The following is a 23,743-nucleotide window of genomic DNA, read 5'->3' as shown; positions in this document are numbered from 1 at the left end:
CTATGCAGTGGACAAAATCTAATATTCCCCATTACAGTTCAGAGCGTGTAACAGTAGATCGAATTTACGATCCTAGCCCAATTCTTAAAAGGCATTTACGACATGAGCAAGTGATAAAAATAGATAATGAAATTGTTTGCTCAAAATCATATTATGAAGACGATGATTTTGCTTCTTGTTCAGAAGAACCGCCTAATTCCAAAGACCAATGGGAAGAATGGGTACAAACTTTATCTAGCGAATAAAGTGAGCAAGGGTCAATTGGTTAACAAACTGCTAACAAAAATAAGTAAGGCTATCTTGAAACACCTATAAAGTCGTTAAAGATTGACTGATAACAATTTGATAACAAATAACAGTCAATCTATTGATTTATAGTATTTTGGGGGAATTTAGTAAACCCTGAGAATGGGATTAAATGACCCCTTGAGGATGGCTCGAGGCAGATTTGAACTGCCGACCTTGGGCTTATGAGTCCCCTGCTCTAACCTACTGAGCTACCGAGCCTTATCTTATAACGGTTAACTATTATAACGAACTGTCATAGATAATTCAAGGAAAAATAAAAAATATTCTTCCCATTGAAGGTAAATCTTGAATAAAAATACTACTGAATTAATAACATAGTTAAACTTTTAAATCAAAAAAACCTCAACCTAACACCTAATACCCAACACCCTATATATTAACCATCCATCCATTCTGTGTGGAAAAATTCTCCACGGGGTTTATCGGTGCGCTCGTAGGTATGGGCTCCAAAATAATCCCTTTGGGCTTGGGTCAAATTCTGAGGTAATCTTTCACTGCGATAACTATCAAAATAATCGAGGGAAGCATTAAACGCAGGGGCTGGAATACCCATGGAAGTAGCCATCATCAACACATCTCGCCATGCCTGTTGACGGTCTAACATACTTTGTTTAAACTCAGGGGCAAGGAGTAAATTAGGTAAATCAGGATTATCAGAAAAAGCCTTATTAATTTTACCTAAAAATCCAGCCTTGATGATACAACCACCCTTCCAAATTCGGGCAACTTCGGGCAAATTAATATTAAAACCAAATTCCTCGGAAGCCTTAGCAATCAAAGCCATACCTTGGGCATAGGAACACATTTTGGAACAATACAGAGCATCCCTAACCTTGGGAATAAAACTCTCTACATCCCCTGTAAATTTAGAAGTAACTCCTTTCAATTCTTGAGAAGCCTTGACTCTTTCATCTTTAAACCCTGAAATTACCCTAGCATTTACCGCCGCATAGATGGTAGGAATGGGTACAGCCAATTCTAATGAACTTACCACAGTCCAGCGCCCCGTACCTTTTTGCCCAGCCGCATCCATGATTAAGTCGATGAGGTGTTTCCCTGTTTCGGGATCTTTTTTGGGAAAAATATCGGCGGTAATGTCGATGAGGAAAGAGTCTAATTCTTCAGTTTTATTCCACTCGGTAAAGACTTCGTGGAGTCTTTCGTTACTCAAACCTAAGCCATTTTTAAGTAAATCATAGGCTTCAGCAATCAGTTGCATATCGCCATATTCAATGCCATTATGTACCATTTTCACATAATGCCCAGCGCCCCCAGGTCCGATATAGGTGACGCAAGGGCCATCATCCACTTGGGCAGCAATCTTAGTTAAGATAGGCTCTAAATCTTGGTAGGCGGATTCGGTACCCCCAGGCATGAGGGAAGGACCATTAAGGGCGCCTTCTTCACCACCACTTACACCCATACCCATAAAGCCTAACCCAGTGGCTTCTAATTCTTTGGTACGTCTTTCGGTGTCTTCGTAGAGGGAGTTACCACCATCAATAATCATATCCCCTTCTTCGAGGAGGGGTTTTAGTTGTTGAATGACGGCATCTACAGGGCCTCCCGCTTTTACCATCACCAAGATTTTGCGAGGACGTTCGAGGGTTTTTACGAATTCTTCTAAGGAATAGGCCGCTTTTACGTCTTTATCTTTTGCCCTAGTGGCCATAAAGTTTTCTGTTTTGTCAGGGCTACGGTTATAAACGGCGACAGGAAAGCCCCTACTTTCTACGTTAAGAGCTAGGTTTTCGCCCATTACAGCTAGTCCAATGACTCCAAAGGTTCTTTTAGTCATAAAAATGTTTATGTTTTGTACTTATTACACTTTTAGGTTAGCTTGATATTTTGGTTTTGTTTCCGAAGATATTGTTAAAATTAGTTTTCACGGAATTAAGAGTGGATAGTTAATAATGGATAATTCCTAAGCCATAGCTCACCGATTCTGGTAAAATTTGAATCTTAGTTAATGTTCGGAGATGTCGATTTTACTGTGATTAAACTGATTAAAACTCCCCAAGAAGACCAACTGGTAATTGAGCATAATGGTGATGGTTTGAGGGGTACTATTTCTATCCCGGGGGATAAGTCCATTTCCCATCGTGCTTTGATGTTAGGGGCGATCGCCTCTGGACAAACTACCATCGAGGGATTATTATTAGGAGAAGATCCCCGTAGTACGGCGAAATGTTTTCAGGCCATGGGGGCAACCATATCAGAGTTAAACACAGAAAAGGTAATTGTTGAAGGTATTGGCGATAAAGGATTACAAGAACCCATAGACATCTTGGATGCAGGTAATTCAGGCACTACCATGCGCCTGATGTTGGGTTTATTGGCATCTCAACCTAACAAATTTTTCACCGTCACAGGGGATAACTCTTTACGCTCTCGCCCTATGTCTCGGGTGGTAAAACCTCTGCAAGAAATGGGAGCTTTAATCTATGGCAGACAAGACAACAAAAACGCTCCTTTGGCAGTCATCGGACAAAATTTAAAACCAATCCATTACCATTCCCCCATTGCCAGTGCGCAGGTAAAATCTTGTATTTTGTTGGCAGGGTTGATGAGTGAAGGCAAAACCACCGTTACCGAACCTGCTCTATCACGGGATCATAGCGAAAGGATGTTACGGGCTTTTGGGGCAAAATTGGACATCGATCCAAATACTAACAGCGTTACCATTGAGGGTAAAACCCCCCTTATGGGGCAAAAGGTAATTGTACCGGGGGATATAAGCTCGGCGGCCTTTTGGTTGGTGGCAGGGGCGATCGCACCTGATTCGGATTTATTAATTGAGAATGTGGGGATAAACCCTACCCGTGTGGGTATCTTGGAGGCTTTGCAGATGATGGGGGCTGATATTACCCTCGAAAACCAAAGGGAAGCAGCGGGGGAACCTGTGGCGGATTTACGGGTAAAATCGAGTAAATTAAAAGGATGTACCATCGAAGGCTCCATCATTCCCCGTCTCATTGACGAAGTACCTATTTTGGCAGTAGCCGCCTGTTTTGCCGAAGGAACGACAAAAATTAAAGATGCAGAAGAATTGAGGGTAAAAGAGAGCGATCGCCTTGCGGTAATGGCCTTAGAATTGGGTAAAATGGGTGCAAAAATTAGCGAATTTCCCGACGGTTTAGAGATCACAGGGGGAAATCCCCTCAATGGTGCTGATGTAGATAGTTTTACCGATCATCGTATTGCTATGAGCTTGGCGATCGCCGCTTTGATGGCCAAAGGACAAACCACCATCCATCGAGCCGAAGCAGCCTCTATCTCTTACCCTACCTTTGTAGATACCTTATTGGAGTTAACAACAAAATAAATTTTGTTCATCACGGTCAAATATATGAACTACATTAAGACTAAGTTAGATAATTTTTACCTAACTGACTATCGTAAAAGTTAGTTTTATTTAATAATAGACAAGGTCATCGAGAAGGTATATAAATAAATGCTAGAACAAGATTCCATGTTGATTGAAGAAATCGAAGCTAGGGAGATATTAGACTCCCGTGGGCGCCCCACCGTTGAAGCGGAAGTACGTTTAGAAAGTGGTGTAGTCGGTATGGCACAAGTGCCTAGTGGAGCCTCTACTGGTAGCTTTGAAGCCCACGAATTGAGAGATGGAGATCCTAATCGTTACGGTGGTAACGGGGTTTTAAAAGCCGTACGCAACATCAGAGAAAAAATTGCCCCCGAATTACTTGATATTGATGCTTTTGATCAAGTGGGCATCGATACGGCTATGATTAACCGTGATGGTTCCCCCAACAAGAAAAATTTGGGTGCTAATGCCATCCTCGCTGTATCTCTTGCCAATGCGAAAGCTGCCGCCCTTGAGTTACAAATACCTCTATACCGTTACTTGGGTGGCCCCTTGGCCAATGTTTTGCCTGTACCCATGATGAATGTTTTAAATGGTGGTTCCCATGCTGATAATAATGTGGACTTCCAAGAGTTTATGATTATGCCCGTGGGTGCGGAAACTTTCTCCGAGGCTCTGCGTTGGGGTGCAGAAATTTTTGCTTCCTTGAGCAAGGTTTTAAAGGAAAAAGGCTTACTCTCTGGGGTAGGTGATGAGGGGGGATACGCTCCCAATTTAGGCTCCAACCAAGAGGCTCTGGACTTGCTTCTACAGGCGATCGAGGTAGCTGGTTATAAGCCAGGGGAACAGGTTGCTTTGGCGATGGATGTGGCGGCCAGTGAGTTTTACAAAGACGGTCAATATGTTTATGATGGCTCTGCCCATTCCTCCGAAGAGTTTATCGATTATTTAGCGGATTTGGTGGGTAAATATCCAATTATTTCCATCGAGGATGCCCTACAGGAAGATGATTGGGATACTTGGAAAGTTTTGACTGATAGACTGGGTTCTAAAATTCAGTTGGTAGGGGATGATTTATTTGTAACCAATGCCACCCGTTTACAAAAGGGTATTGATTTGGGCATTGCCAATGCAATTTTGATCAAGTTAAATCAAATTGGTACCCTCAGCGAAACCTTAGAAACCATTCATTTGGCTACTCGTAAGGGTTATCGCTCTGTAATCAGTCACCGCTCTGGGGAAACCGAAGATACTACCATCGCTGATTTGGCGGTAGCTACCCGTGCAGGGCAAATAAAAACTGGTTCTCTTTGTCGTAGTGAAAGGGTTGCGAAATATAATCGTTTATTACGCATTGAGCATCAGTTAGGAGATAGGGCAGTATATGCTCCTAAAATTGGCTTAGGTCCTTGTTAGGATTTCTTGGTCTATGATCTGATATAGGTCTTTTATATCTCCAGAGTTATCAATAACTACATCTGCCCTTTTGAGTTTTTCTCTTAGGGGCATTTGACTGGTAATACGGGCGATCGCACTTTCTTTGGATAAACCATTACGCCTTTGTAACCGAGCCACCTGAGTTTCAAAATCGGCATACACTACCCAAATCTGCTCTACCAAATCAGTCATTTTTGCCTCAAACAAAAGAGGAATAGACAACACCATTATCGGTGCTTGAGACTCCCTAACCTCCCTTTCCATTTCTTGTCTAACGTAAGGATGAATTTGCCCTTCTAGCCACAACTTTTCCGACTCATCATTAAAAATAATCTCCCCTAACCTAGCCCGATTGATACTCACATCAGCCAACAATATTTCACTACCATATCGCTTCACAATCCTTTTATAGATAGGAGAATAAACCTTCACCGCCTCCCTAGCCAAAATATCCGCATCAATGACGGGAATTGCGTACTTATTTTGTAAATAATCCGATACCGTACTTTTGCCCGTGGCAATGCCCCCCGTCAAACCAATAATCATCATTAGTAATAAAAAAGCGTTTTAGTGAAAGTAATCAAAATCAATAAGCAGTAATGTAGGAGTTTTTATTATCAATTATCCATTCTCAATTATCAATTACTTTGAAGTTTTCATTTCCAAAGCACCCTTGGGATAAACAATACGTTTATGGTTAAACTGTTGCCAGACATTAATAAACACCTCGGCGATGATGGGTAACTCATCATAACGCAAACCACAATCATCCAATTGATGATCTCGCCAACGAGCCTTAAAAATCTTGTTAACCATTGCCATGGCTTGTTCAGGAGTAGCATCATTGAGTGATCGCAATGCCGCTTCACAACCATCTGCTAACATTACAATACCCGTCTCACGGGATTGAGGAATAGGGCCATCGTAACGGAAATTAGTCTCGTCAATGGCGATGTCTGGATTGTCTTCGGCTTGGGTTTTGGCTTGGTAATAGAAATAGGAGATTAATAAAGTGCCTTGATGTTCGGGAATAAAATTACGAATGGCTTGGGGCAAACCATGTCTTTTTGCCATCAAAATCCCTTCGCTAACGTGTTTTTTGATAATGTCAGCACTTTCCCAAGGGTCATTTATTTGATCATGTTTATTGTTACCACCCATTTGATTTTCAATAAACCCGAGGGGATCGTGCATTTTGCCAATGTCATGATAAAGTGTACCAGCCCTGACTAACTCCACATTACAATTTAACTTTCGAGCAGCAGCCTCCGCAAGGGAAGATACAAACATCGTATGTTGGAAAGTGCCGGGGGCTTCGGTAGCCAATCGTTTTAAAAGGGGGCGATTGGGGTTAGATAATTCCGCGAGACGAATGGGGGTGATAAGGTCAAAAAATCTTTCTAGGTAAGGGGAAATACCAAGGGCGATTACTCCATAGGTTAAGCCCACAGCACCATGCCAAAGCGTTCCAGGTATGACGGCATACCAAAGACTGCCGATGGTGGCAGTGGAGGCGACGGTGACGACAAAATAGACAGCCCCTTGGGTGAAACCTACCCCACCCCCCAAAAAGGCTAATTCTTCCCGAGAGCGTAGACGGGAGGCGATGATGGCGGCTAATATGGATGAGGCGTAGGAGGAAGCTAGATATTGCCATCCCAAAGTGCCTGTTTGAAATAGGGTTAACCCAGCGGTGAGACTGACATGGGCTACGGCCACCACGGGGCCATAAAAACTGCTCATTAAAAAGCCTACGGCGGGTAAGGAGTTGTACCCCACATCAAATAAACTGATTACGGGAACAGATATGCTAAGTAACCACCATAAAAATTGGTCCCTTCTTCTTAATCTTCTTTGGGTGCGTTTAGTGGCGATCGCCATAAATACCACCAAAGCCCCCCCTGTCAAAGCCCCAGAAGTTAGTACTCCCCCCCAATTAACACTACGGCGACTCAGCCCAAAATTGTCTAATAAAACAAAATCAGCTTGGGTAATTTGTTGTCCCTCATTAACAATCGTTTCATTGGCTTGAATAGTTACAACAATGGGCTCAATTTCTTCTGCCGCCCTTTCCGCCCTAACCCTTGTAGCTTCCTCATCGGTAATTAAATTAGTACGCAAATTAGAGCTAATCAAACTTACCAATGCCCCTTCTAGGGATGGGGAAAGACTACGATTAGATAAATGAGTTTGTACCGCTTCAATGCGGATAGCCTCGGGCAAACCGATGGGAATTCCTTGGGTAAGAATACGATTAGTAACTCTATTGACTAAATCTCGAACTTCTCTCCATTGTTGCTCACTCAAATCTAGAAATTCACGTTTATCAGCATCCGTTATCTCAGGAAAATCCGTCAGTAAACTTTGGGCAACCTGATAATTACTTCTGTGGATAGCTATTTGGTTAATTAAATTATCAAACTGTCCTTCATCAACCCTTTGTTGATAAGCGATTAACTGCTCTATGGCTTGTCCAAACAAAGAATTTGCCTCTGATAAAGTAGCCAAATTATCTGTGTTTTCAACAATATTGCGCCACTGTGTTTCATTGGTTGCCCTTAAATACTGTTGAATTTCTAAGGAAAGAATACCACTATCAATCTCAGGATTTGCTAATAAAATCTCCCTTGCCTGTTGGATTTTTTCTAGTCTCTCCCTAATGACACCTTTAATGGCATCTGTACTGCTTGAATCTTGTTTGAGGGTGGGTAATAAACCATTTCTTGTATTGCGGCGAAGTTCTTCTGTGGTTTGATAGTCTATAAAAGAGCCATCTTCGGGTGCGATGATGGTATTAGGGGCAATGGTACCTGCGGCTAATTCTGGTTGATTATAATAACGATAACTGATTACTCCTGTAATGGTAGTGACGGAAAGGAGAATCATGACGGGGGGGTGAACTTTACAGATAAATTTGAACCATTTTGGCTTAGTACCCATATTTTGATCTGTATCAGAGTATGATTGTTGGGGGTACTCCTGATGGCTTTGATTATTATAAGTTTGTTGCCATCTTTTCAAAGTCTGGCTAATAGACTGTAAAGTTTTCATATATAAAAGTTTGTGAAAGGCTAAGAAGATGAAGGCAATTATCCTTTGATTCTTTAGTTTTTTTTCTTTCTCTATTTTAGTGAATTATTTTTCCTATCTTATCGAAAAGGATTTATGCTTGAATTTGCTTTTGAAATGAATATATTTAATCATAATTGATTATTAATAAAAAACCCCATCAACGGAGGTAGGAATATCCCCCATGATAGAGTTTAATTTTTAACTAATTTTAAGAACTTATTAAGGCGGCACCCAGATTCGAACTGGGGGATGAAGGTTTTGCAGACCCTTGCCTTACCACTTGGCTATGCCGCCATTTTTTAGCCATTCATTATATTAACTTAAAATAAGTATAATGTGCAAGGAAAAATTATGTCTATGGAAATTGAACGCAAGTTTTTAGTTAATAAAGAGCTTTGGCAACCCCCTGATGATGGGGTGGTTTATCAACAGGGTTATATTTATACCCAAAATGGTAGCACCGTGAGGGTTCGCATTGCTGGTAATCTTGGTTTTCTTACCCTCAAGGGTCAAACAAAAGGAATCACTCGCCCTGAGTTTGAATACCCTATTCCCTTGGTTGATGCCCAGGAAATGTTACAAATTATGTGCGATCGCCCTTTAATCGAAAAAAAACGTTATAAAATCAAAATCAGAGAACTAATTTGGGAAATAGACGAATTTTTTGGCGATAATCAAGGCTTACTATTAGCAGAAGTAGAACTAACCTCAGAAAATCAAACCATCTCCTTACCCCCATGGATAGATAAGGAAGTAACCGAGGATTTACGCTACTATAATTCTAACCTTGTCAAAAATCCTTACAACAACGGTCAATGGACTACACACCCCGAGCAAAATAATCCATAAAACTTGTGAAAAGGTGCAACATCTAAGGTAATCTTTTTTAGGGAAATAAAAATAAATTATTGCTAGGAGAATACCATGGAACGCACTTTTTTAATGATTAAACCCGACGGAGTACAACGCAACCTCGTAGGAGAAGTAATCAAACGTTTAGAAAATAAAGGATTTACCCTCGTTGGCTTAAAACTAATGGCCGTATCCCAAGAATTAGCCGAAAAACATTACGATGTCCATAAAGAGCGCCCCTTCTTTGGTAGTTTAGTCGAATTCATCATTTCTTCCCCCGTGGTTGCCATGGTATGGGAAGGAGAAGGAGTAGTGGCTTCTGCCCGTAAAATTATCGGTGCCACTGATCCTTTAAGTGCTGAACCAGGTACCATTAGAGGAGACTATGGCGTTAATATCGGTAGAAACCTCATCCATGGCTCAGATGCCATTGAAACTGCCCAAAGAGAAATCAGCCTTTGGTTTAAAGAAGAAGAACTTTGCTCTTGGCAAAACACCATGAAACCTTGGCTTTCTGAATAATATATCATTTCCCCTCTCTCTTTACTTAAAAGTGAGGGGATTTTTTATTTTTTGGGAAGAATAAATATATATAAAACTATATTGATTAGTAAAGTTTGCTGTCAAAATATCAGCATAGTTTATTAATTTAGTGAAAATTTAGTAAAATATTAAATCAAGTTGATTCACGAGAAAAATGATTAAAAGAGAAGAATTAGAGGCTCAGATTCTTGAAAGACATAGTGAACTTCGATTAATTAATTTAACAAATCTCAAAAAACAAGAGCTTAACAACTTTTTAGAAAATGATCAATTTATTATTTCCAGGGAAAGTTTACTAAGAATTTTAGCAGAAAGAAATGAGAGAGCAGATATAAATAAAAAACTCAACAATGATAACTTTGGGCTAAGGGCAAAGGTTAAATCTATTACTAAAAATATGACTGATTGGTCAAAAAGTGAGATTGTCTTACAATTTAAAAATATTTTTGGAAAGGTTAAAAAGGAAGATGACACCCTTCTCAAAGAAATTGGTGCAGTATCCACAGAAACAGTAAAAGGAGATTTAGAAAAAGCTGAAAAAGTTGTTGATGATGCTCTCAAAATTGCTGAAGCATATAGAAAAAAATACGGAGATTCAAGAAACAAAGATATTGCATGAAAAAACAAAATAGCTTCGATAATTTAAACTATAGACAAGCTCAAAAGAGAAACTCCGAGCATTTTAATAACCTTCAAAAATCTGAACAAAAAATAGTAAGAGAAAAAGGTTATCGTAATGTGGGTTGGGAAAATGTTATTAAATCTTGGAAATTATTACAAGTCAACATGGTAAATAAACCCATTGACTTTGTTGATTTTGCTATTCAAAAAGCTGAAGAAAATTATGAAAAAGCAAAGGAAGGTGATGATTTGATAGAAGTCTTAAAATCAGGGAAAAAAGTAATTAGTGCTTTAAAAATGAAGTATCAATAAATAATATTTATCTGAAAACCTATGCTTATTGATTTGTATGAAAGTTACGAAGTAATATTGCAGGAATTATCGGAATTATTTTGTTTTGACTTTGAATTCGTGGAATATGGCTTAAACTTTAAAGGGCAAAAGCAAAAACGTTATAAAATTCATCAGATAAGTTTTGCTAGAAAGCAAGATTTAGATAATTTTATTGATGATGATAATAATAGTGGCACTGACTATGGCAGGGCTTCGGTATTGTATTCTTTATATGCCTGTGGTTATCTGGAGATTAGTGATATAGAATACCCCACCTATAAACACTGGAAATATAATCATGCAGACATGACAATTGATCATCAATTACCAAAAAAATGGTTTCCTCAATTAACTTTTGATTGTACCAATTGGAAGCCCATGAACCGAGAAAATAACCAAAAAAAAGGTGATGATTTTTTGCATGAGGGGGTGGAAAGATTGGAGATGTTATCTAATAGGTTACAGGATATTAAAAGTAAATATTTATAAACTGAAAATATGGTGTTGGTTAATCTATATATAGCAATTATCATGGTTACGGGGTACAAAATGATCCCCCTAAATCCCCCTTGATAAGGGGGACTTGAAAATCATAAATGTATCTCATAATTATAAAAAACGCTATATCATTTATTGTAGAAATTTAAAACCCTCATCAAATAATATATTTAATTAATAATTAATTACCTATTACCCATTATTTATCACTCATTCTTCATTCCCTATGGCTCATTCCCCATTCCCTATATAATTAGATAATCGATAATATTATGAGTAAGTTAGTATAAAATGCCTGATTTTCTATTAGAAATTGGAACAGAAGAATTACCCGCTAGTTTTGTGGATAGTGCGATCGCACAGTGGCAAGAAAAAATAAAAAATCATTTAGAATCAGAATATCTGCAACCTAAAAAAATCAATATATATGGCACTCCTAGACGTTTAGCCGTACTAATAGAAGGCATTGCTGATAAACAACTCGACAGAGAAGAAGAAATAAAAGGCCCCCCCGTTAGCGCCGCCTACAAGGATGGGCAACCCACCAAAGCCCTAGAAGGCTTTACCCGTAAGCAAGGAGTAAGTATGGATGAGGTGGAGGTAAAAACTACCCCCAAAGGAGACTTTATCTTTGTCAATAAAAAGTTTGTTGGTCAAAATACTCCAGAAATATTACAACAATTAATCCCTCAGTGGATAACGGGATTAGAGGGAAGAAGATTTATGCGTTGGGCTGATGGAGATTTGCGTTTTCCTCGCCCCATTCGTCATTTAGTGGCACTTTGGGATAAGGATATATTACCCCTCCAATTACCTAACGGTAACACAACAATTAAGGGCGATCGCTTTTCTACTGGACACAGAATTTTACATCCCGAAGAAATAACCATAGAGAATGCCAAAGACTATAAAACATCTTTAGAAAAAGCCTTTGTACAAGTAGATGTCAATGAAAGACATGAATCTATCAAAAAACAAATCCAAGAAATTGCCCAGAAAGTAGGGGGTAAAGCAGAAATCTATCCCGACTTACTCGCCGAGGTAACTAACCTTGTGGAATATCCTACCGCCATTCTAGGTAGTTTTGAGGCGGAATTTTTGCAACTTCCCCCCGAAGTAATTACCACCGTCATGGTGACACACCAACGTTACTTCCCCATCAAAGATGAAAAAGGAGCATTATTACCCTACTTTATCACCATCGGTAATGGAGATCCCCAAAAGTCCGACATCATCGCCACAGGTAACGCCAAGGTAATTAGGGCAAGACTTGCCGATGCTCAATTCTTCTACCAAGCCGATTGTGATGAGCATTTAGAAACTTATTTACCCCAACTAGAAAACGTCACCTTCCAAGAAGATTTAGGCACAATGTATGACAAGGTTAACCGCATCCTTGCCATTAGCCAACAAATTAGCGAACAATTAAACCTCGATGAGATTCAAAAAGCGGAAATTGAAAGCACTGCTTCTCTTTGTAAAGCCGATTTAGTTACCCAGATGGTATATGAGTTTCCCGAATTACAAGGGGTGATGGGGGAAAAATATGCCCTCGTCAGTGGAGAGTCGGCGGCGGTAGCAAAGGGAATTTTTGAACATTATTTACCCCGTAATGCTGATGATATTATGCCCCATACCCTCAATGGTCAAGTAGTGGGTATTAGCGATCGCCTCGACACCATTGTTAGTATAATTGGATTGGGTATGATACCATCGGGTTCTAGTGATCCTTTTGCCCTCAGAAGATCAGCAAATGGTATTATTAATATTGCATGGCACGGCAATTTATCCATTAATTTAACTCAATTAATAGAACAAGCCTGTAACGATTTCTTAGCAGGACATAATCAAGAATCTCCTCTACAAACTGTCACCGATTTTTTCTTACAACGGATTGAAACTTTACTCCAAGATGAGTTAAATATTGACTATGATTTGGTTAATGCTGTCTTGGGAGAAGGGGACGAAGAATATAAACAAAGGGCTTTAAGCAGTGTTTTAGATGTACGTAATCGTGCTTTATTTTTACAAGAAATTAGGAATAATGGTACTTTGGGCAATATTTACGAAACTGTAAATCGTTCTACAAAGTTGGCTAAAAAAGGAGGTTTAAATACTACAGAATTAGTTCCCGAAAATGTAGTTAATTCCATATTATTTGAGTCTAATTCCGAGGAAGAATTATATAAAGCTCTTGAAAAATTATTACCTATTTCTCAAAAAGCAAAAGCTAATAGTGATTATCATTTGTTAACCAATGCTTTAGTGGACATTGCCCCTACTATCAGTAACTTTTTTGATGGGGATGACAGTGTTTTGGTAATGGCAGAAGATGAGAGTGTTAAAGAAAATCGTCTTAATCTTTTAGGTTTATTACGCAACCATAGTCGTATTTTAGCCGATTTCGGTGCGATCGTTAAATAATTATATGATCCCCCCTAACTCCCCTTAATAAGGGGGAAGTTTAACTTAATTTTCAATCATTGAACCTCCTAAGAATATTTTCACTATTGTCCATTTCCTATTTCCTAACTAAACTAAAAATCATAGTTAAATTTACCAATGCAAGAAAAAATGAACCTTAAAGCACTTATATTCGATGTCGATGGCACCGTTGCCGAAACCGAAAGAGATGGTCATAGAGTAGCATTTAATCTTGCCTTTGATGAACTTAATTTGCCTTGGCAATGGGATGTAGATTTTTATGGCAAATTACTCAAAATTGGAGGAGGAAAAGAACGTTTTACCTACTATATAAATAACTATCAACAGGATTTTAAATTACCTGCTTCTCTCGATGAATTTATCTTAAATGTTCATAAAATAAAGAATCAATATTACGCCCAATTAGTGCAAGATAAAACCATTAAATTGCGTACTGGAGTAGCAAGATTGATGACGGAAGCCCATGAAAAAAATGTGCGCCTTGCGATCGCATCTACTTCGGCAGTTAAAAACGTAAAAGCTTTACTGGATGGAACTTGTAGTTCGGAAATAATTTCATGGATTGAAGTGATAGCCGCAGGGGATATGGTAGAAAACAAAAAACCCGCCCCCGATATATATGAATTAGCCCTCAAAAAATTAAACCTTTCCCCCCATGAATGTGTAACCATCGAAGATACTAACCAAGGCTTGGTAGCGGCCACCAGAGCAAATATAAAAGCAATTATTACTATTAATGACTATACCAAAGATGAAAATTTTGACTCTGCCATGGTAGTTTTGAATAGTTTAGGAGATGAAAAAAATCCTTGTAATGTTATTCAATATCAAGATGAAATATCGTCTTTAATTCCTCAATTAGATAAAAAATGTTTAACTATTGATTTGATTGATAATATATCAAGGTAGTTGGTAATGTGGCTTTTTGTGGAGAATAAATTGTACAAATTTTGTTTTTTATTTCATAACTGTAGTTTAGACTAAGAAAAAATTGTAAGAGAATAAGTAAGCTAACAAAGATTAGCTCAAAAACGCTATAAATGAATTTAATAATGGCTTAAAAGTTATTTTTTTGGTCTTTTTTTAGTCTTAGATAAACGCTTTTTAACCGTAGGATAAACTTTAGCTTTGTTTCTTTTTCGACCTTTAGGCCAGCCATGGGATTTTCCCCGACTTTTAGGAGAAAGGGTAGGACTTCCAATGTCCATCAATAATGAAGTCATAGACAGAGCCACTCTTCCGGGGTTAAATTCTGTTGAGGTTTTTGCCATGGCAGATGATATTCTTTGACTAAATCCTTGGATAACCATAACTGCCAAGTAATATTGACAATTAAATTGCTCCACCTTTGACAACTCTCAGGGGTGCGAAAATGGGGTAACGTCCAATGTAATCTTTGCTTGGCGAAACGATACCAGTGGTCCACACCAAATCGTCGGCTGTATTGAATCCAAATATTGGAAGAAGATAAAAATTGCTCTCCCACCCAGATTAACCACAGTGGGCGATGTAAAGCACCAGTTTTTTTCTGCTTCAATCGTTCAATTTTAAACAGGGTTAGCTTTTGTGAAGGGGCATTGTAGAAATGAAGTTCTTTCCATTTACTCATCCGTATTGTTCCTAGGGATGAGTCTTCCATTTCTAATATTTCATGGGCATGGGGAAAATGGTCACATTGATTTAATTTCAACTTTGCCCCATGTTTTTTCGGTCTGCCTCTACCGCTATAGGCTGAGGATTACCATAAAGACATAGATTAGAACGTACTCTAATCAACTTACTGATTTCAATATCTGCGGTTTGCTTAATAAATTTGCCATTGCCATACTCACAATCCAACACCACCAATTTCGGTTTATTTTCTGGCAATTTTCTACACACTTGCCTTAGTTGCCATGTTGCTTTACCCAGAGGATTTTCAAAGGATGTGATTCTTTCATGTCTTAAAGGTAATGCCCAACTTCCTTTCTCATTCAATGGTGGTAACCAAGCGATGGTGCTATATCCTTGTCCTATGACCGATGAATTGATGGATGACGAAGAATATTGATAACCTCTATCTTTCATGGTGGGACTATCTTCAAACTTCCACTGAGTATGATCTATACCTAGTAATGTATATTCTAAGGTGTCTATTTCTTGAATATATCGTTTCATCAATTTGTTGCTGTTCGGACGACAATCTTTTATGGCTTCATAGGTACTACACCATTGCCGATGGAAAAAAGGTGATAAAGAAAAATCTGCCAAACTACGAGCATTTTCCGTGGTCATAACACTATCCATCAATTGAAAAGTGGCATCTTTACCTTTGACTAACATTTCATAGGTGTCATGACGGAAATTTTCCAGTCTGCTATATTTGTTCATAGAGAGAAGATTTTATTTTTGCTTATTTATATTTTCTCTCTATTTTTCTTTTATGTCTTGTCCTTCCTTGCTCCACTTTCCATTTAGTCTAAACTACAGTCATAAAAAAGAATTTTAATTATATAAAAAATAAATATATTATTTTACTATAAGATAAAAAATATGCTTCTAGTAGGAGAAGTTTGTAAACAATTAAATATTAATAGTCAAACTATTTACTATTATGAGCGTATTGGTTTAATACCTAGTTTACAAAGAAATCAATCAGGTTATCGTATTTTCGACTCCGAAGATATAAAAATATTAAAGTTTATTCTTAAAGTAAAATCTCTTGGTTTAACCTTAGAAGAAATTAAGCAATTATTAGAACTAAAACAAGGGCGATCGCTCACCTGCCAAGCAGTATATAATCATTTAAAACAGAAAATAGACACAATTAACAAAAAGATTAATCAATTAGAGTCCATCAAACAAGAATTAATCCCCTTATTACAGGAATGCCAAACCAAAATTGATACCACTAACCCTAATCATCAGTGTGAAGTCCTGTAAACAATTATCAATTATCAATTATCACTGTACTTTAGACTAATTTGAACTGTAAGAAGCTATGATCCTTATACAGCAAGAATTTTGACTATTCTTATCCGTTTAATGTAAAAAATATAAAACATACGTCATATAAGGGTTTCAGCGTTTAAAATTAGATTTAGTCTAAACTCAAGTTATCAATTATCAATTAATTACCCCTTGACATTATACCTAGGTATAGACTTTAAGCTAAAGATAGTTAAAGCAAAATATAAGTCAAACTTAGGAAAATATGTTCAATAAAATTACTGAAAACCTTGCCATTGGTTCGATTACAGAAACTGAACAACTACAAAAAGTAAAACAGCAGGGGTATAACACCGTCATTGATTTATGCTCATCGGGGGAAGGAAATCAATTAGATAGTCAAACAATCACCGATATTGGCTTTCATCATGCAAATATCCCCGTTACCCCTCAAACCTTAAATCAAGATACCCTTAATCTTTTTATGGAAAAATTAGATAATTTACCTCAACCTAGTTATATTCGTTGTGCATCAGGATTAAGAGCAGGAGTTTTTACTCTTTTAACTTTAGCAAATAAAGAGAATTGGACAGAGGAAAAATATTTGGAAGAGTTTGAAAAATTAGACTTACCCAAAAAACAAATCATTATGGATTTTGCCCATAATTACTTTCAAAAATAAGGAGAAAAAACTATGTCTTTAAAATTAGAAATACTTGGTACTGGTTGCAAAAAATGTCACCAATTAGAAGCCAATGTTAAAACAGCCATTAATAAATTAAACTTTGAGGCAGAAATTTGCCACATCACAGATAGTGTTGAGATTGCTACCCGCGGAGTGATGACGACTCCTGCTTTGGCTGTTAATGGAAAAATTGTTAGTAAAGGTAAGGTATTGAGTGCGCAGGAGGTGGAGAAATTTTTATAAATTATTTTTGCTTATTTAGTCTTAACTAATTGATCTTATCTAATGAATAATAGGGGCTTAAAATCCCCTATCTAATTTTTTTTTAAAGCAAATTGCTACAGTTAACTGTATAGCTTTTATTTTGTTAAATCTTTTATAACAAACAAAGTATTTAATAACTATTAAAATATAAAAAGAGAATTTTAAATGTTTGATTTATTTTATCCTTTTGATTGGTTATCAACTCAAATAGTTACTAAATTATTTGGTTTGTCTGTTGATTCTCCCCTTGGTTCTAGCCTTCATTTTTTCTTTTATGATGTTCCTAAAGTATTAACTTTATTATTAGTAATTAGCTTTGTAGTTGGTACTTTACAAAGTTTTTTAGAAGCAGAAAAAGTTAGGGAATATTTAGAAGGAAAAAGAAAGTTAAGTGGTAACATTTTGGCGGCGATGTTGGGGGCTGTTACCCCTTTTTGTTCTTGTTCTGCGGTGCCTTTGTTTATCGGTTTTTTAAAGGCTGGAATTCCTTTGGGCATTACTTTTTCTTATCTAATTTCTGCTCCCATGGTGGATGCGGTGGCGGTATTCTTGTTGTTGGCGTTATTTGGTTTAAGGGTAACTTTAGTTTATGTAATTTTTGGAATTACTTTAGCTATTATTGCTGGTTATATTATCGGTGCTTTGAAGTTGGAAAAATGGGTAGAATCTTTCATTTGGGATTTACAAAAGTCCCATGAAAATGATGATTCTATGGATGATGTGGGCTATGATAATGATAGTAACATGACCTGGGGCGATCGCGCAGCGCCACTACGTGATCGCACCAAAATAGGTTGGTTTCAAGCTAGTGAAATCATTAAATCAGTGTGGCTGTATGTAGTGGTGGGTATTGGCATTGGAGCAGCCATTCACGGTTATTTACCCACAGAATTTATTAGCCAATGGATTGGGGAAAATAATCCTTTTGCGGTACTTTTGGCGGTGATATTCGGTGTACCTCTTTATACCAACGTGGCAGGGGTGTTACCCATCGCTTCCGTGTTAGTGGATAAAGGGATGCCCATTGGTACAGTGTTGGCTTTTACCATGGCAGTAACAGCGCTTTCCTTACCTCAAATGATTATTTTAAGGAAAGTTTTACGCCCAAAATTATTAGGTATTTTTATTGGTATAACTACCCTCGGAATCATTTTAGTGGGTTATTTATTCAACGGCTTTTTAGTAGTTTAACCATTAACTAAAACGAGAAAAAAAAGATATTACGGATTAGTTAAACATTTGCATAGAATAGAAAATCAAGCTATGGTAGAAATAGCAAGTAGTAATCTACAATCAAAATGGCCAGTATAACTTTTGAAAATGTCAGTAAACAATTTGATGATTTTACTGCGGTTAAAAACTTAAATTTAAGCATCGATGACGGTGAATTTTTGGTCTTTGTGGGCCCTTCTGGGTGTGGAAAAACAACATCCCTCCGTCTTTTGGCAGGGTTAGAAACCATTACATCAGGTCATCTATATTTAGATGATCGCATGGTAAACAAATTACCACCCAAAGAGCGTAACATCGCCATGGTGTTTCAATCCTACGCCCTCTATCCTCACCTGAGTGTATATGAAAACATGGCTTTTAGTCTGCAACTGCAGGGAAAAAGTAAAAGCGCCATTCAAAGAAGGGTAGAAACGGCCGCCGATCAATTAGGGATTGCCCATTTGCTAGAACGTAAGCCCAAAGAGCTTTCTGGCGGACAAAGGCAGAGGGTAGCAGTGGGAAGGGCGATCGTCCGTGAGCCATCGGTATTTTTAATGGATGAACCCCTATCGAACCTTGACGCAAAATTGAGAGTTCAAGCAAGGACAGAAATTTGTAAACTCCATGCAAAACTGCAAACAACCTTTGTTTATGTAACCCACGATCAGGTGGAAGCCATGACCATGGGAACGAGAATTGCGGTGATGAATCATGGTATTCTTCAACAAATTGATAGCCCAGAAAATCTTTATAATCATCCTCAAAATGTATTTGTCGCTGGATTTATTGGTAGTCCAGCGATGAATTTTTTTAGGGTAAATTTGATTAGAAAAGAGGCTCAATTATTTTTAGAAAATGAAGATTTTTCCCTGCCTATTCCTGAGTCTTTAACAACAAAATATGAGCAGTTTCCCCAAAAAGAATATATTTTTGGAATCCGTCCCGAAAGTATCCATGATCCTCAATATGAGGTAGCCGACATTATGCCCATTCCTGTCCAGGCTGAGGTTACAGTAAGGGAAATGATGGGTAATGAAATTATTCTCTATGTCAATACCATGGGTGGTGAAGAATTTGTGGCAAGGGTTGATCCGCGATCGCCCCTAAAAGCAGGAGACAAAATTAATCTCACTTTTGATATGAGTCATATTCACTTATTTGACACCGAAACTGAGGTTAATATCACTTTGTAAGGGAACAGGAAACGGGGAACAGTTTTATTAATTTTAAGGTTTATTGCTTCTTTAAGTTCCAAATATTTTCTACCGATATTAAACAATCCCTAATATATTTTTTCAAAAATTATTTTATCAATTTAGTTGAAAACTGTACTTTAGACTAATTTGAACTGTAAGAAGCTATGATCCTTATACAGCAAGAATTTTGACTATTCTTATCCGTTTAATGTAAAAAATATAAAACATACGTCATATAAGGGTTTCAGCGTTTAAAATTAGATTTAGTCTAAACTCAAGTGAAAAACTTTTAATTCACTCCCCCCCTTATTAAGGTAGGGGGGATCCAAACACTATCCAAAAAATGTTATGAAAATCTCGAAAATAACTCAGAAAATAATTATTTTTCTCAGTTTAATTTGCCTAACCGTGGCCTGTACCGTAAATGGGGATGATGAACCCCCAGAAGTAAGACTAATGGGAGTAATCATCGGCGAACAACAAGAAAAACTAGAACAAGCCCTAGAACCCTTTGAGCAGGAAACAGGTATTAACGTAGTTTACGAAGGTACAGACGCTTTCGCCACCCTTCTCCCCATCAGAGTAGATGGAGGTAATCCCCCCGACATCGCCATGTTTCCCCAACCCGGGTTAATGAGAGACTTTGCCAGAGAAGGAGAATTAATCTCCCTCGAAACTTTCATGTCCTTAGAAAATTTGATTGATGCCTACGGAGAAGATTGGGTAGGCCTAGGAGAAGTGGATGGAAATGTATATGGTTTATGGTATCGAGCTTCAGTTAAAAGTTTAGTGTGGTATCCTCCCACCAGTTTTGCTGAAAATGGTTACACTATCCCCCAAACATGGGAAGAAATGATTGCCCTCTCCGATCAAATAGTTGCCGAAGGCAAAAGACCATGGTGTTTAGGCATCGAAAGCGGTGACGCTACGGGGTGGGTTGGTACTGATTGGGTAGAAGATATTTTATTACGTAGTATCGGTGCCGAAGAGTATGATCAATGGGTGGATAACAAAATACCATTTAATGATCCGAGGGTACAAGAAGCCTTTGAAAAATTCGGGGAAATTGCTCTCCATGAAGAATATGTCAGGGGAGGACGAATTGGCGTACTTAGTACCCCCTTTGGAGATTCTATTAACCCTATGTTTGAAGAGCCACCCCGTTGTTATCTCCATCGTCAGGCGAACTTTATCGCCTCTTTTTTCCCCGATGATGTCACGTTAGGGGAGGATGTGGCAATCTTTCCCTTACCCCCCATCAATCCTGAACAGGGGCAACCTATCCTAGTGGCGGGGGATGCCTTTGCCATGTTTAATGATACCCCCGAAGCAAGGCAGTTGATGGAGTATTTAGCCTCTAAAGTTCCCCACGAGATATGGGCAGGGTTAGGAGGTTTTATTAGTCCTCAGAGACAGGTTAGCCTAGATGTCTATCCTGATGAACTTACCCGTCAAGTAGCGGAGATTTTGCAATCTGCCGATGTGGTACGTTTTGATGGTTCGGATATGATGCCCGGTGCCGTGGGTACGGGTACTTTTTGGACTGGTATGGTGGACTATCTAGGGGGCGCTGATTTGGATGGGGTTTTGGATTATATCGAGAATAGTTTTCCAGAGCTTTAGATCCCCCCCTGCCTTAATAAAGGGGGAGAATGAAATTCGTTAACAAGGGGCTTAAGCCCCTTGCCTCAATTAGAAAACTTGCCTTAAATTAGAGTATGTTCTTTAAATAAAAACCTAGTAACCCGTATATATTAGTCAACTGGTTTATTACGAAAATCATCTAACGGGGATTTGGGTACATCAGGAATAAACTCTAATGTAACTCTTACTTTTCCTTTTCTCCAAGATTTTCCCGGAACTAAAACCTCGTCTTCAACTCCTTTAGCCCATTGTCCATAATCATCATTGTAATCTTCCAGCAAAGTTTTACTAAAATCGCTAATTGTAAATGTCGTATGGGACATGACCCATTTATCGTCATCATTTTTCAATTTAACAACATCATCAGGGTTTAAGGGTTCACTAGCTTGATTCATAAATAAAATACCGTTATTCATCTTAATTACTTATGCTACAACGATTATTCACTGTTATTGTCGCAATCCTCCTCGGTTGTGGGGGGGTTATTGCCATATTTTATGCGCTCAATTACGCAGTCAATTTTTTACCACAAAAGTGGCGATCGCCAGTACTGCCATGGGTATATTTAGCCCCTGCTATTTTAGTATTGGGAGGCTTTTTGGTATTACCCACCATTAATACTTTTTATCTGAGTTTTTTTGATCGTCGGTCAGAAAATTTTGTTTTCTTGGACAACTACATCTTTTCCTTTACCGATAGAACAATGTTAATTGCCTTCCGCAATAATATTCTTTGGTTGGTATTGGTAACAGGGGTTAGTGTTGCCTTGGGTTTGGTGTTGGCGGTATTGATGGATAAAGTCAAGTACGAAAAATGGACTAAGGCTTTAATCTTTTTACCCATGGCCATCTCCTTTGTGGGTGCGAGTGTGATTTGGCGTTTTATCTATGCCTATCGCCCTGCTGATGAGGCTCAAATTGGTTTATTGAATGCCATCATCACTTTCCTAGGATTTGAGCCTGTGGGATGGCTAGTGGAACAAAGTGTTAATAATTTTGCCCTTATTGCCATCATGATTTGGTTGCAAACGGGGTTTTGTTTGGTCATTTTATCAGCGGCGGTGAAAGGTATTCCTAAGGATGTCATCGAGGCGGCGAAAATGGATGGAGCCAATGAATGGCAAATTTTTTGGAAAATTATTGTACCCATGATTAGTTCTACCATTACGGTGGTGGCTACTACGGTGGTGATTTTGGTGCTGAAGGTATTTGACATCGTTTTTGTAATGACGGGGGGAAATCAAGGCACGGAGGTAATTGCTAGTCGCATGATCAAAGAAACGTATAACTATCGTAATGTGGGGGTTGGCAGTGCGATCGCCGTTATCCTTTTACTCGCCATTATTCCCGTGATGGTAACAAATATTCAACGATTCAAAGAACAAGAAAGGCTCAGGTAATGAATGAATAATTGATAATTGAGAATGAATAATAAAGCACCATTCCCTATTGCCTTTCCTAACAAAAACACTTTTGTAGTAACAAATATTAGCTATTATGAAAAGAAGAAAGAAAAAAAGTAAAATGCAAAAATTTTGGGAAAAAACTCCCATTCATATTACCCTAGTAATAATTTCCCTCATTTGGACATTGCCTAGTATTGGTTTATTAATTAGCTCTTTTCGCTATCAAGATGACCTATTGAGGACTGGTTGGTGGACAGTATTTCAACATCCCTTCGATTTTACTCAATATCATTTGGGTAACTATATCACTGTATTAACCGCCGAGGGTATGGGAGACGCTTTTTTAAATAGTTTAACTATCTCTATCCCTGCTACTATCATCCCCATTGCGATCGCCTGTTTTGCCGCCTATGCCTTCGCTTGGATGAAATTTCCTGGGCGACAACTACTATTTATCATTGTGGTTGCCCTATTAGTAGTACCCTTACAAATGACCCTAATTCCCATTCTCAACGCCTACCGTATCTTTGGCATCTCAGGCTCATTTCTGGGGGTATGGTTAGCCCACACAGCCTATGGAATGCCCTTGGGTATATATCTACTTAGAAACTATATCGGTGCATTGCCCAAAGACTTAATCGAAGCGGCGGCAGTAGATGGTGCATCCCATCTTAAAATTTTTACCAAGATAATTGTACCTCTTTCAACCCCTGCGATCGCCTCTTTTGCCGTATTCCAATTTCTCTGGGTATGGAATGATTTATTAGTCGCCCTTGTCTATCTAGGAGGTACTCCTGATGTTGCCCCCGTTACCATCCAATTAAGTAATATGATAGGCTCTCGTGGTCAAGACTGGCACATTCTCACCGCTGGCGCATTTATTAGTATGATTATTCCTCTATTGGTGTTCTTTGCCCTACAAAAATACTTCGTCAGAGGTTTGTTAGCAGGTTCAGTCAAATCTTAGTAGT

Annotated in this window: 22 protein-coding genes, 2 tRNA genes and 1 pseudogene; 18 read left to right on the top strand and 7 right to left on the bottom strand. The window is 38.3% G+C overall.

Annotated elements, in window-relative coordinates; genetic code table 11:
- The first annotated feature begins 2 nt into the window (after nt 1–2).
- Nucleotides 3–245: a hypothetical protein gene (locus A5482_RS12315; protein ID WP_141712697.1), complete on the top strand. Its 243-nt coding sequence runs from the start codon at nt 3–5 to the stop codon at nt 243–245.
- A 188-nt stretch (nt 246–433) separates the two neighbouring features.
- On the opposite strand, the gene A5482_RS12310 is transcribed toward A5482_RS12315, so the two are convergent.
- Together A5482_RS12310 and gnd are read right to left on the bottom strand one after the other, a co-directional pair.
- Nucleotides 434–507: transfer RNA gene (locus tag A5482_RS12310), tRNA-Met, on the bottom strand.
- Between the two features lie 178 nt (nt 508–685).
- Nucleotides 686–2,107, bottom strand: coding sequence for a decarboxylating NADP(+)-dependent phosphogluconate dehydrogenase (gnd, locus tag A5482_RS12305; RefSeq protein ID WP_069791387.1), 1,422 nt, complete (start codon nt 2,105–2,107; stop codon nt 686–688).
- A gap of 171 nt (nt 2,108–2,278) precedes the next feature.
- On the opposite strand from gnd, the gene aroA reads away from it, so the two are divergent.
- Together aroA and eno are read left to right on the top strand one after the other, a co-directional pair.
- Nucleotides 2,279–3,634, top strand: coding sequence for a 3-phosphoshikimate 1-carboxyvinyltransferase (gene aroA, locus A5482_RS12300; protein WP_069791386.1), 1,356 nt, complete (start codon nt 2,279–2,281; stop codon nt 3,632–3,634).
- A 129-nt stretch (nt 3,635–3,763) separates the two neighbouring features.
- Nucleotides 3,764–5,053 (top strand): phosphopyruvate hydratase, encoded by a 1,290-nt coding sequence (gene eno, locus A5482_RS12295; RefSeq protein WP_069791385.1) that lies wholly within the window; start codon nt 3,764–3,766, stop codon nt 5,051–5,053.
- On the opposite strand, the gene coaE is transcribed toward eno, so the two are convergent.
- The 3 genes from coaE to A5482_RS12280 form a co-directional block, all read right to left on the bottom strand.
- Nucleotides 5,039–5,620 carry a dephospho-CoA kinase gene (gene coaE / locus A5482_RS12290; protein WP_069791384.1) on the bottom strand — a complete coding sequence of 194 codons (582 nt, stop codon included), beginning with the start codon at nt 5,618–5,620 and terminating at the stop codon, nt 5,039–5,041. The two genes, eno and coaE, sit on opposite strands and share 15 nt — an antisense overlap.
- Before the next feature lie 96 nt (nt 5,621–5,716).
- Complete coding sequence (locus A5482_RS12285) at nt 5,717–8,125, bottom strand: HD family phosphohydrolase (RefSeq protein WP_069791383.1); 2,409 nt, start codon at nt 8,123–8,125, stop codon at nt 5,717–5,719.
- Nucleotides 8,126–8,368: 243 nt separating this feature from the next.
- Nucleotides 8,369–8,440: transfer RNA gene (locus tag A5482_RS12280), tRNA-Cys, on the bottom strand.
- A 57-nt stretch (nt 8,441–8,497) separates the two neighbouring features.
- Here A5482_RS12280 and A5482_RS12275 point away from each other — a divergent pair.
- The 7 genes from A5482_RS12275 to A5482_RS12245 all read left to right on the top strand — a co-directional run bounded on the left by A5482_RS12275 (nt 8,498) and on the right by A5482_RS12245 (nt 14,347).
- On the top strand, nt 8,498–8,995 hold the full coding sequence (locus tag A5482_RS12275; RefSeq protein ID WP_069791382.1) for a CYTH domain-containing protein: 498 nt from the start codon (nt 8,498–8,500) through the stop codon (nt 8,993–8,995).
- 75 nt (nt 8,996–9,070) lie between these two features.
- On the top strand, nt 9,071–9,520 hold the full coding sequence (ndk, locus tag A5482_RS12270) for a nucleoside-diphosphate kinase (RefSeq protein ID WP_069791381.1): 450 nt from the start codon (nt 9,071–9,073) through the stop codon (nt 9,518–9,520).
- A 175-nt stretch (nt 9,521–9,695) separates the two neighbouring features.
- On the top strand, nt 9,696–10,160 hold the full coding sequence (locus tag A5482_RS12265; RefSeq protein ID WP_069791380.1) for a hypothetical protein: 465 nt from the start codon (nt 9,696–9,698) through the stop codon (nt 10,158–10,160).
- Nucleotides 10,157–10,474 (top strand): hypothetical protein, encoded by a 318-nt coding sequence (locus tag A5482_RS12260; RefSeq protein WP_069791379.1) that lies wholly within the window; start codon nt 10,157–10,159, stop codon nt 10,472–10,474. Before A5482_RS12265 ends, A5482_RS12260 begins: the two co-directional genes overlap by 4 nt.
- A 21-nt stretch (nt 10,475–10,495) precedes the next feature.
- On the top strand, nt 10,496–10,984 hold the full coding sequence (locus A5482_RS12255) for a hypothetical protein (RefSeq protein ID WP_069791378.1): 489 nt from the start codon (nt 10,496–10,498) through the stop codon (nt 10,982–10,984).
- 300 nt (nt 10,985–11,284) lie between these two features.
- A complete protein-coding gene (glyS, locus tag A5482_RS12250) occupies nt 11,285–13,417 on the top strand; it encodes a glycine--tRNA ligase subunit beta (protein WP_069791377.1) in 2,133 nt (710 codons plus the stop codon).
- A gap of 150 nt (nt 13,418–13,567) precedes the next feature.
- On the top strand, nt 13,568–14,347 hold the full coding sequence (locus A5482_RS12245) for an HAD-IA family hydrolase (protein ID WP_069791490.1): 780 nt from the start codon (nt 13,568–13,570) through the stop codon (nt 14,345–14,347).
- Nucleotides 14,348–14,502: 155 nt separating this feature from the next.
- Here A5482_RS12245 and A5482_RS12240 read toward each other — a convergent pair.
- Nucleotides 14,503–15,808: pseudogene (locus A5482_RS12240) on the bottom strand (NF041680 family putative transposase).
- A gap of 162 nt (nt 15,809–15,970) precedes the next feature.
- Here A5482_RS12240 and A5482_RS12235 point away from each other — a divergent pair.
- From A5482_RS12235 to A5482_RS12210, 6 genes are all read left to right on the top strand, one after another.
- Nucleotides 15,971–16,360: a MerR family DNA-binding protein gene (locus A5482_RS12235; RefSeq protein WP_069791511.1), complete on the top strand. Its 390-nt coding sequence runs from the start codon at nt 15,971–15,973 to the stop codon at nt 16,358–16,360.
- Nucleotides 16,361–16,631: 271 nt separating this feature from the next.
- Nucleotides 16,632–17,048: a beta-lactamase hydrolase domain-containing protein gene (locus tag A5482_RS12230; protein WP_069791512.1), complete on the top strand. Its 417-nt coding sequence runs from the start codon at nt 16,632–16,634 to the stop codon at nt 17,046–17,048.
- 12 nt (nt 17,049–17,060) lie between these two features.
- Nucleotides 17,061–17,294, top strand: coding sequence for a thioredoxin family protein (locus A5482_RS12225; protein WP_069791513.1), 234 nt, complete (start codon nt 17,061–17,063; stop codon nt 17,292–17,294).
- Nucleotides 17,295–17,480: 186 nt separating this feature from the next.
- The gene (locus A5482_RS12220) at nt 17,481–18,506 is read left to right on the top strand and encodes a permease (RefSeq protein ID WP_069791514.1); all 1,026 of its coding nucleotides are present in this window, start codon (nt 17,481–17,483) and stop codon (nt 18,504–18,506) included.
- Between the two features lie 107 nt (nt 18,507–18,613).
- Nucleotides 18,614–19,720 (top strand): ABC transporter ATP-binding protein, encoded by a 1,107-nt coding sequence (locus tag A5482_RS12215; protein ID WP_069791515.1) that lies wholly within the window; start codon nt 18,614–18,616, stop codon nt 19,718–19,720.
- A gap of 351 nt (nt 19,721–20,071) precedes the next feature.
- The gene (locus A5482_RS12210; RefSeq protein WP_069791516.1) at nt 20,072–21,346 is read left to right on the top strand and encodes an ABC transporter substrate-binding protein; all 1,275 of its coding nucleotides are present in this window, start codon (nt 20,072–20,074) and stop codon (nt 21,344–21,346) included.
- A 131-nt stretch (nt 21,347–21,477) separates the two neighbouring features.
- On the opposite strand, the gene A5482_RS12205 is transcribed toward A5482_RS12210, so the two are convergent.
- The gene (locus A5482_RS12205; protein WP_069791517.1) at nt 21,478–21,783 is read right to left on the bottom strand and encodes a KGK domain-containing protein; all 306 of its coding nucleotides are present in this window, start codon (nt 21,781–21,783) and stop codon (nt 21,478–21,480) included.
- A gap of 11 nt (nt 21,784–21,794) precedes the next feature.
- On the opposite strand from A5482_RS12205, the gene A5482_RS12200 reads away from it, so the two are divergent.
- Entirely contained in the window at nt 21,795–22,766 is a 972-nt protein-coding gene (locus A5482_RS12200; RefSeq protein ID WP_069791518.1) for a carbohydrate ABC transporter permease, read from the top strand.
- Nucleotides 22,767–22,890: 124 nt separating this feature from the next.
- Nucleotides 22,891–23,739 (top strand): carbohydrate ABC transporter permease, encoded by an 849-nt coding sequence (locus A5482_RS12195; protein ID WP_201150089.1) that lies wholly within the window; start codon nt 22,891–22,893, stop codon nt 23,737–23,739.
- The last annotated feature ends 4 nt before the right edge of the window (nt 23,740–23,743 follow it).

Source organism: Cyanobacterium sp. IPPAS B-1200 (assembly GCF_001747005.2).
In the GTDB taxonomy this organism is placed as follows: Bacteria; Cyanobacteriota; Cyanobacteriia; order Cyanobacteriales; family Cyanobacteriaceae; genus Cyanobacterium.
This window is presented reverse-complemented; position numbering and strand designations above follow the sequence as displayed.

Coding starts and splice junctions, on each gene's coding strand:
- A5482_RS12245 (WP_069791490.1), top strand. CDS start 13,568: ATGAACCTTAAAGCACTTATATTCGATGTCGATGGCACCGTTGCCGAA.
- coaE (WP_069791384.1), bottom strand. CDS start 5,620: ATGATTATTGGTTTGACGGGGGGCATTGCCACGGGCAAAAGTACGGTA.
- A5482_RS12225 (WP_069791513.1), top strand. CDS start 17,061: ATGTCTTTAAAATTAGAAATACTTGGTACTGGTTGCAAAAAATGTCAC.
- A5482_RS12220 (WP_069791514.1), top strand. CDS start 17,481: ATGTTTGATTTATTTTATCCTTTTGATTGGTTATCAACTCAAATAGTT.
- A5482_RS12275 (WP_069791382.1), top strand. CDS start 8,498: ATGTCTATGGAAATTGAACGCAAGTTTTTAGTTAATAAAGAGCTTTGG.
- A5482_RS12205 (WP_069791517.1), bottom strand. CDS start 21,783: ATGAATAACGGTATTTTATTTATGAATCAAGCTAGTGAACCCTTAAAC.
- A5482_RS12265 (WP_069791380.1), top strand. CDS start 9,696: ATGATTAAAAGAGAAGAATTAGAGGCTCAGATTCTTGAAAGACATAGT.
- A5482_RS12255 (WP_069791378.1), top strand. CDS start 10,496: ATGCTTATTGATTTGTATGAAAGTTACGAAGTAATATTGCAGGAATTA.
- aroA (WP_069791386.1), top strand. CDS start 2,279: ATGTTCGGAGATGTCGATTTTACTGTGATTAAACTGATTAAAACTCCC.
- ndk (WP_069791381.1), top strand. CDS start 9,071: ATGGAACGCACTTTTTTAATGATTAAACCCGACGGAGTACAACGCAAC.
- A5482_RS12210 (WP_069791516.1), top strand. CDS start 20,072: ATGAAAATCTCGAAAATAACTCAGAAAATAATTATTTTTCTCAGTTTA.
- gnd (WP_069791387.1), bottom strand. CDS start 2,107: ATGACTAAAAGAACCTTTGGAGTCATTGGACTAGCTGTAATGGGCGAA.
- A5482_RS12195 (WP_201150089.1), top strand. CDS start 22,891: ATGCAAAAATTTTGGGAAAAAACTCCCATTCATATTACCCTAGTAATA.
- eno (WP_069791385.1), top strand. CDS start 3,764: ATGCTAGAACAAGATTCCATGTTGATTGAAGAAATCGAAGCTAGGGAG.
- glyS (WP_069791377.1), top strand. CDS start 11,285: ATGCCTGATTTTCTATTAGAAATTGGAACAGAAGAATTACCCGCTAGT.
- A5482_RS12215 (WP_069791515.1), top strand. CDS start 18,614: ATGGCCAGTATAACTTTTGAAAATGTCAGTAAACAATTTGATGATTTT.
- A5482_RS12235 (WP_069791511.1), top strand. CDS start 15,971: ATGCTTCTAGTAGGAGAAGTTTGTAAACAATTAAATATTAATAGTCAA.
- A5482_RS12200 (WP_069791518.1), top strand. CDS start 21,795: ATGCTACAACGATTATTCACTGTTATTGTCGCAATCCTCCTCGGTTGT.
- A5482_RS12315 (WP_141712697.1), top strand. CDS start 3: ATGCAGTGGACAAAATCTAATATTCCCCATTACAGTTCAGAGCGTGTA.
- A5482_RS12285 (WP_069791383.1), bottom strand. CDS start 8,125: ATGAAAACTTTACAGTCTATTAGCCAGACTTTGAAAAGATGGCAACAA.
- A5482_RS12230 (WP_069791512.1), top strand. CDS start 16,632: ATGTTCAATAAAATTACTGAAAACCTTGCCATTGGTTCGATTACAGAA.
- A5482_RS12260 (WP_069791379.1), top strand. CDS start 10,157: ATGAAAAAACAAAATAGCTTCGATAATTTAAACTATAGACAAGCTCAA.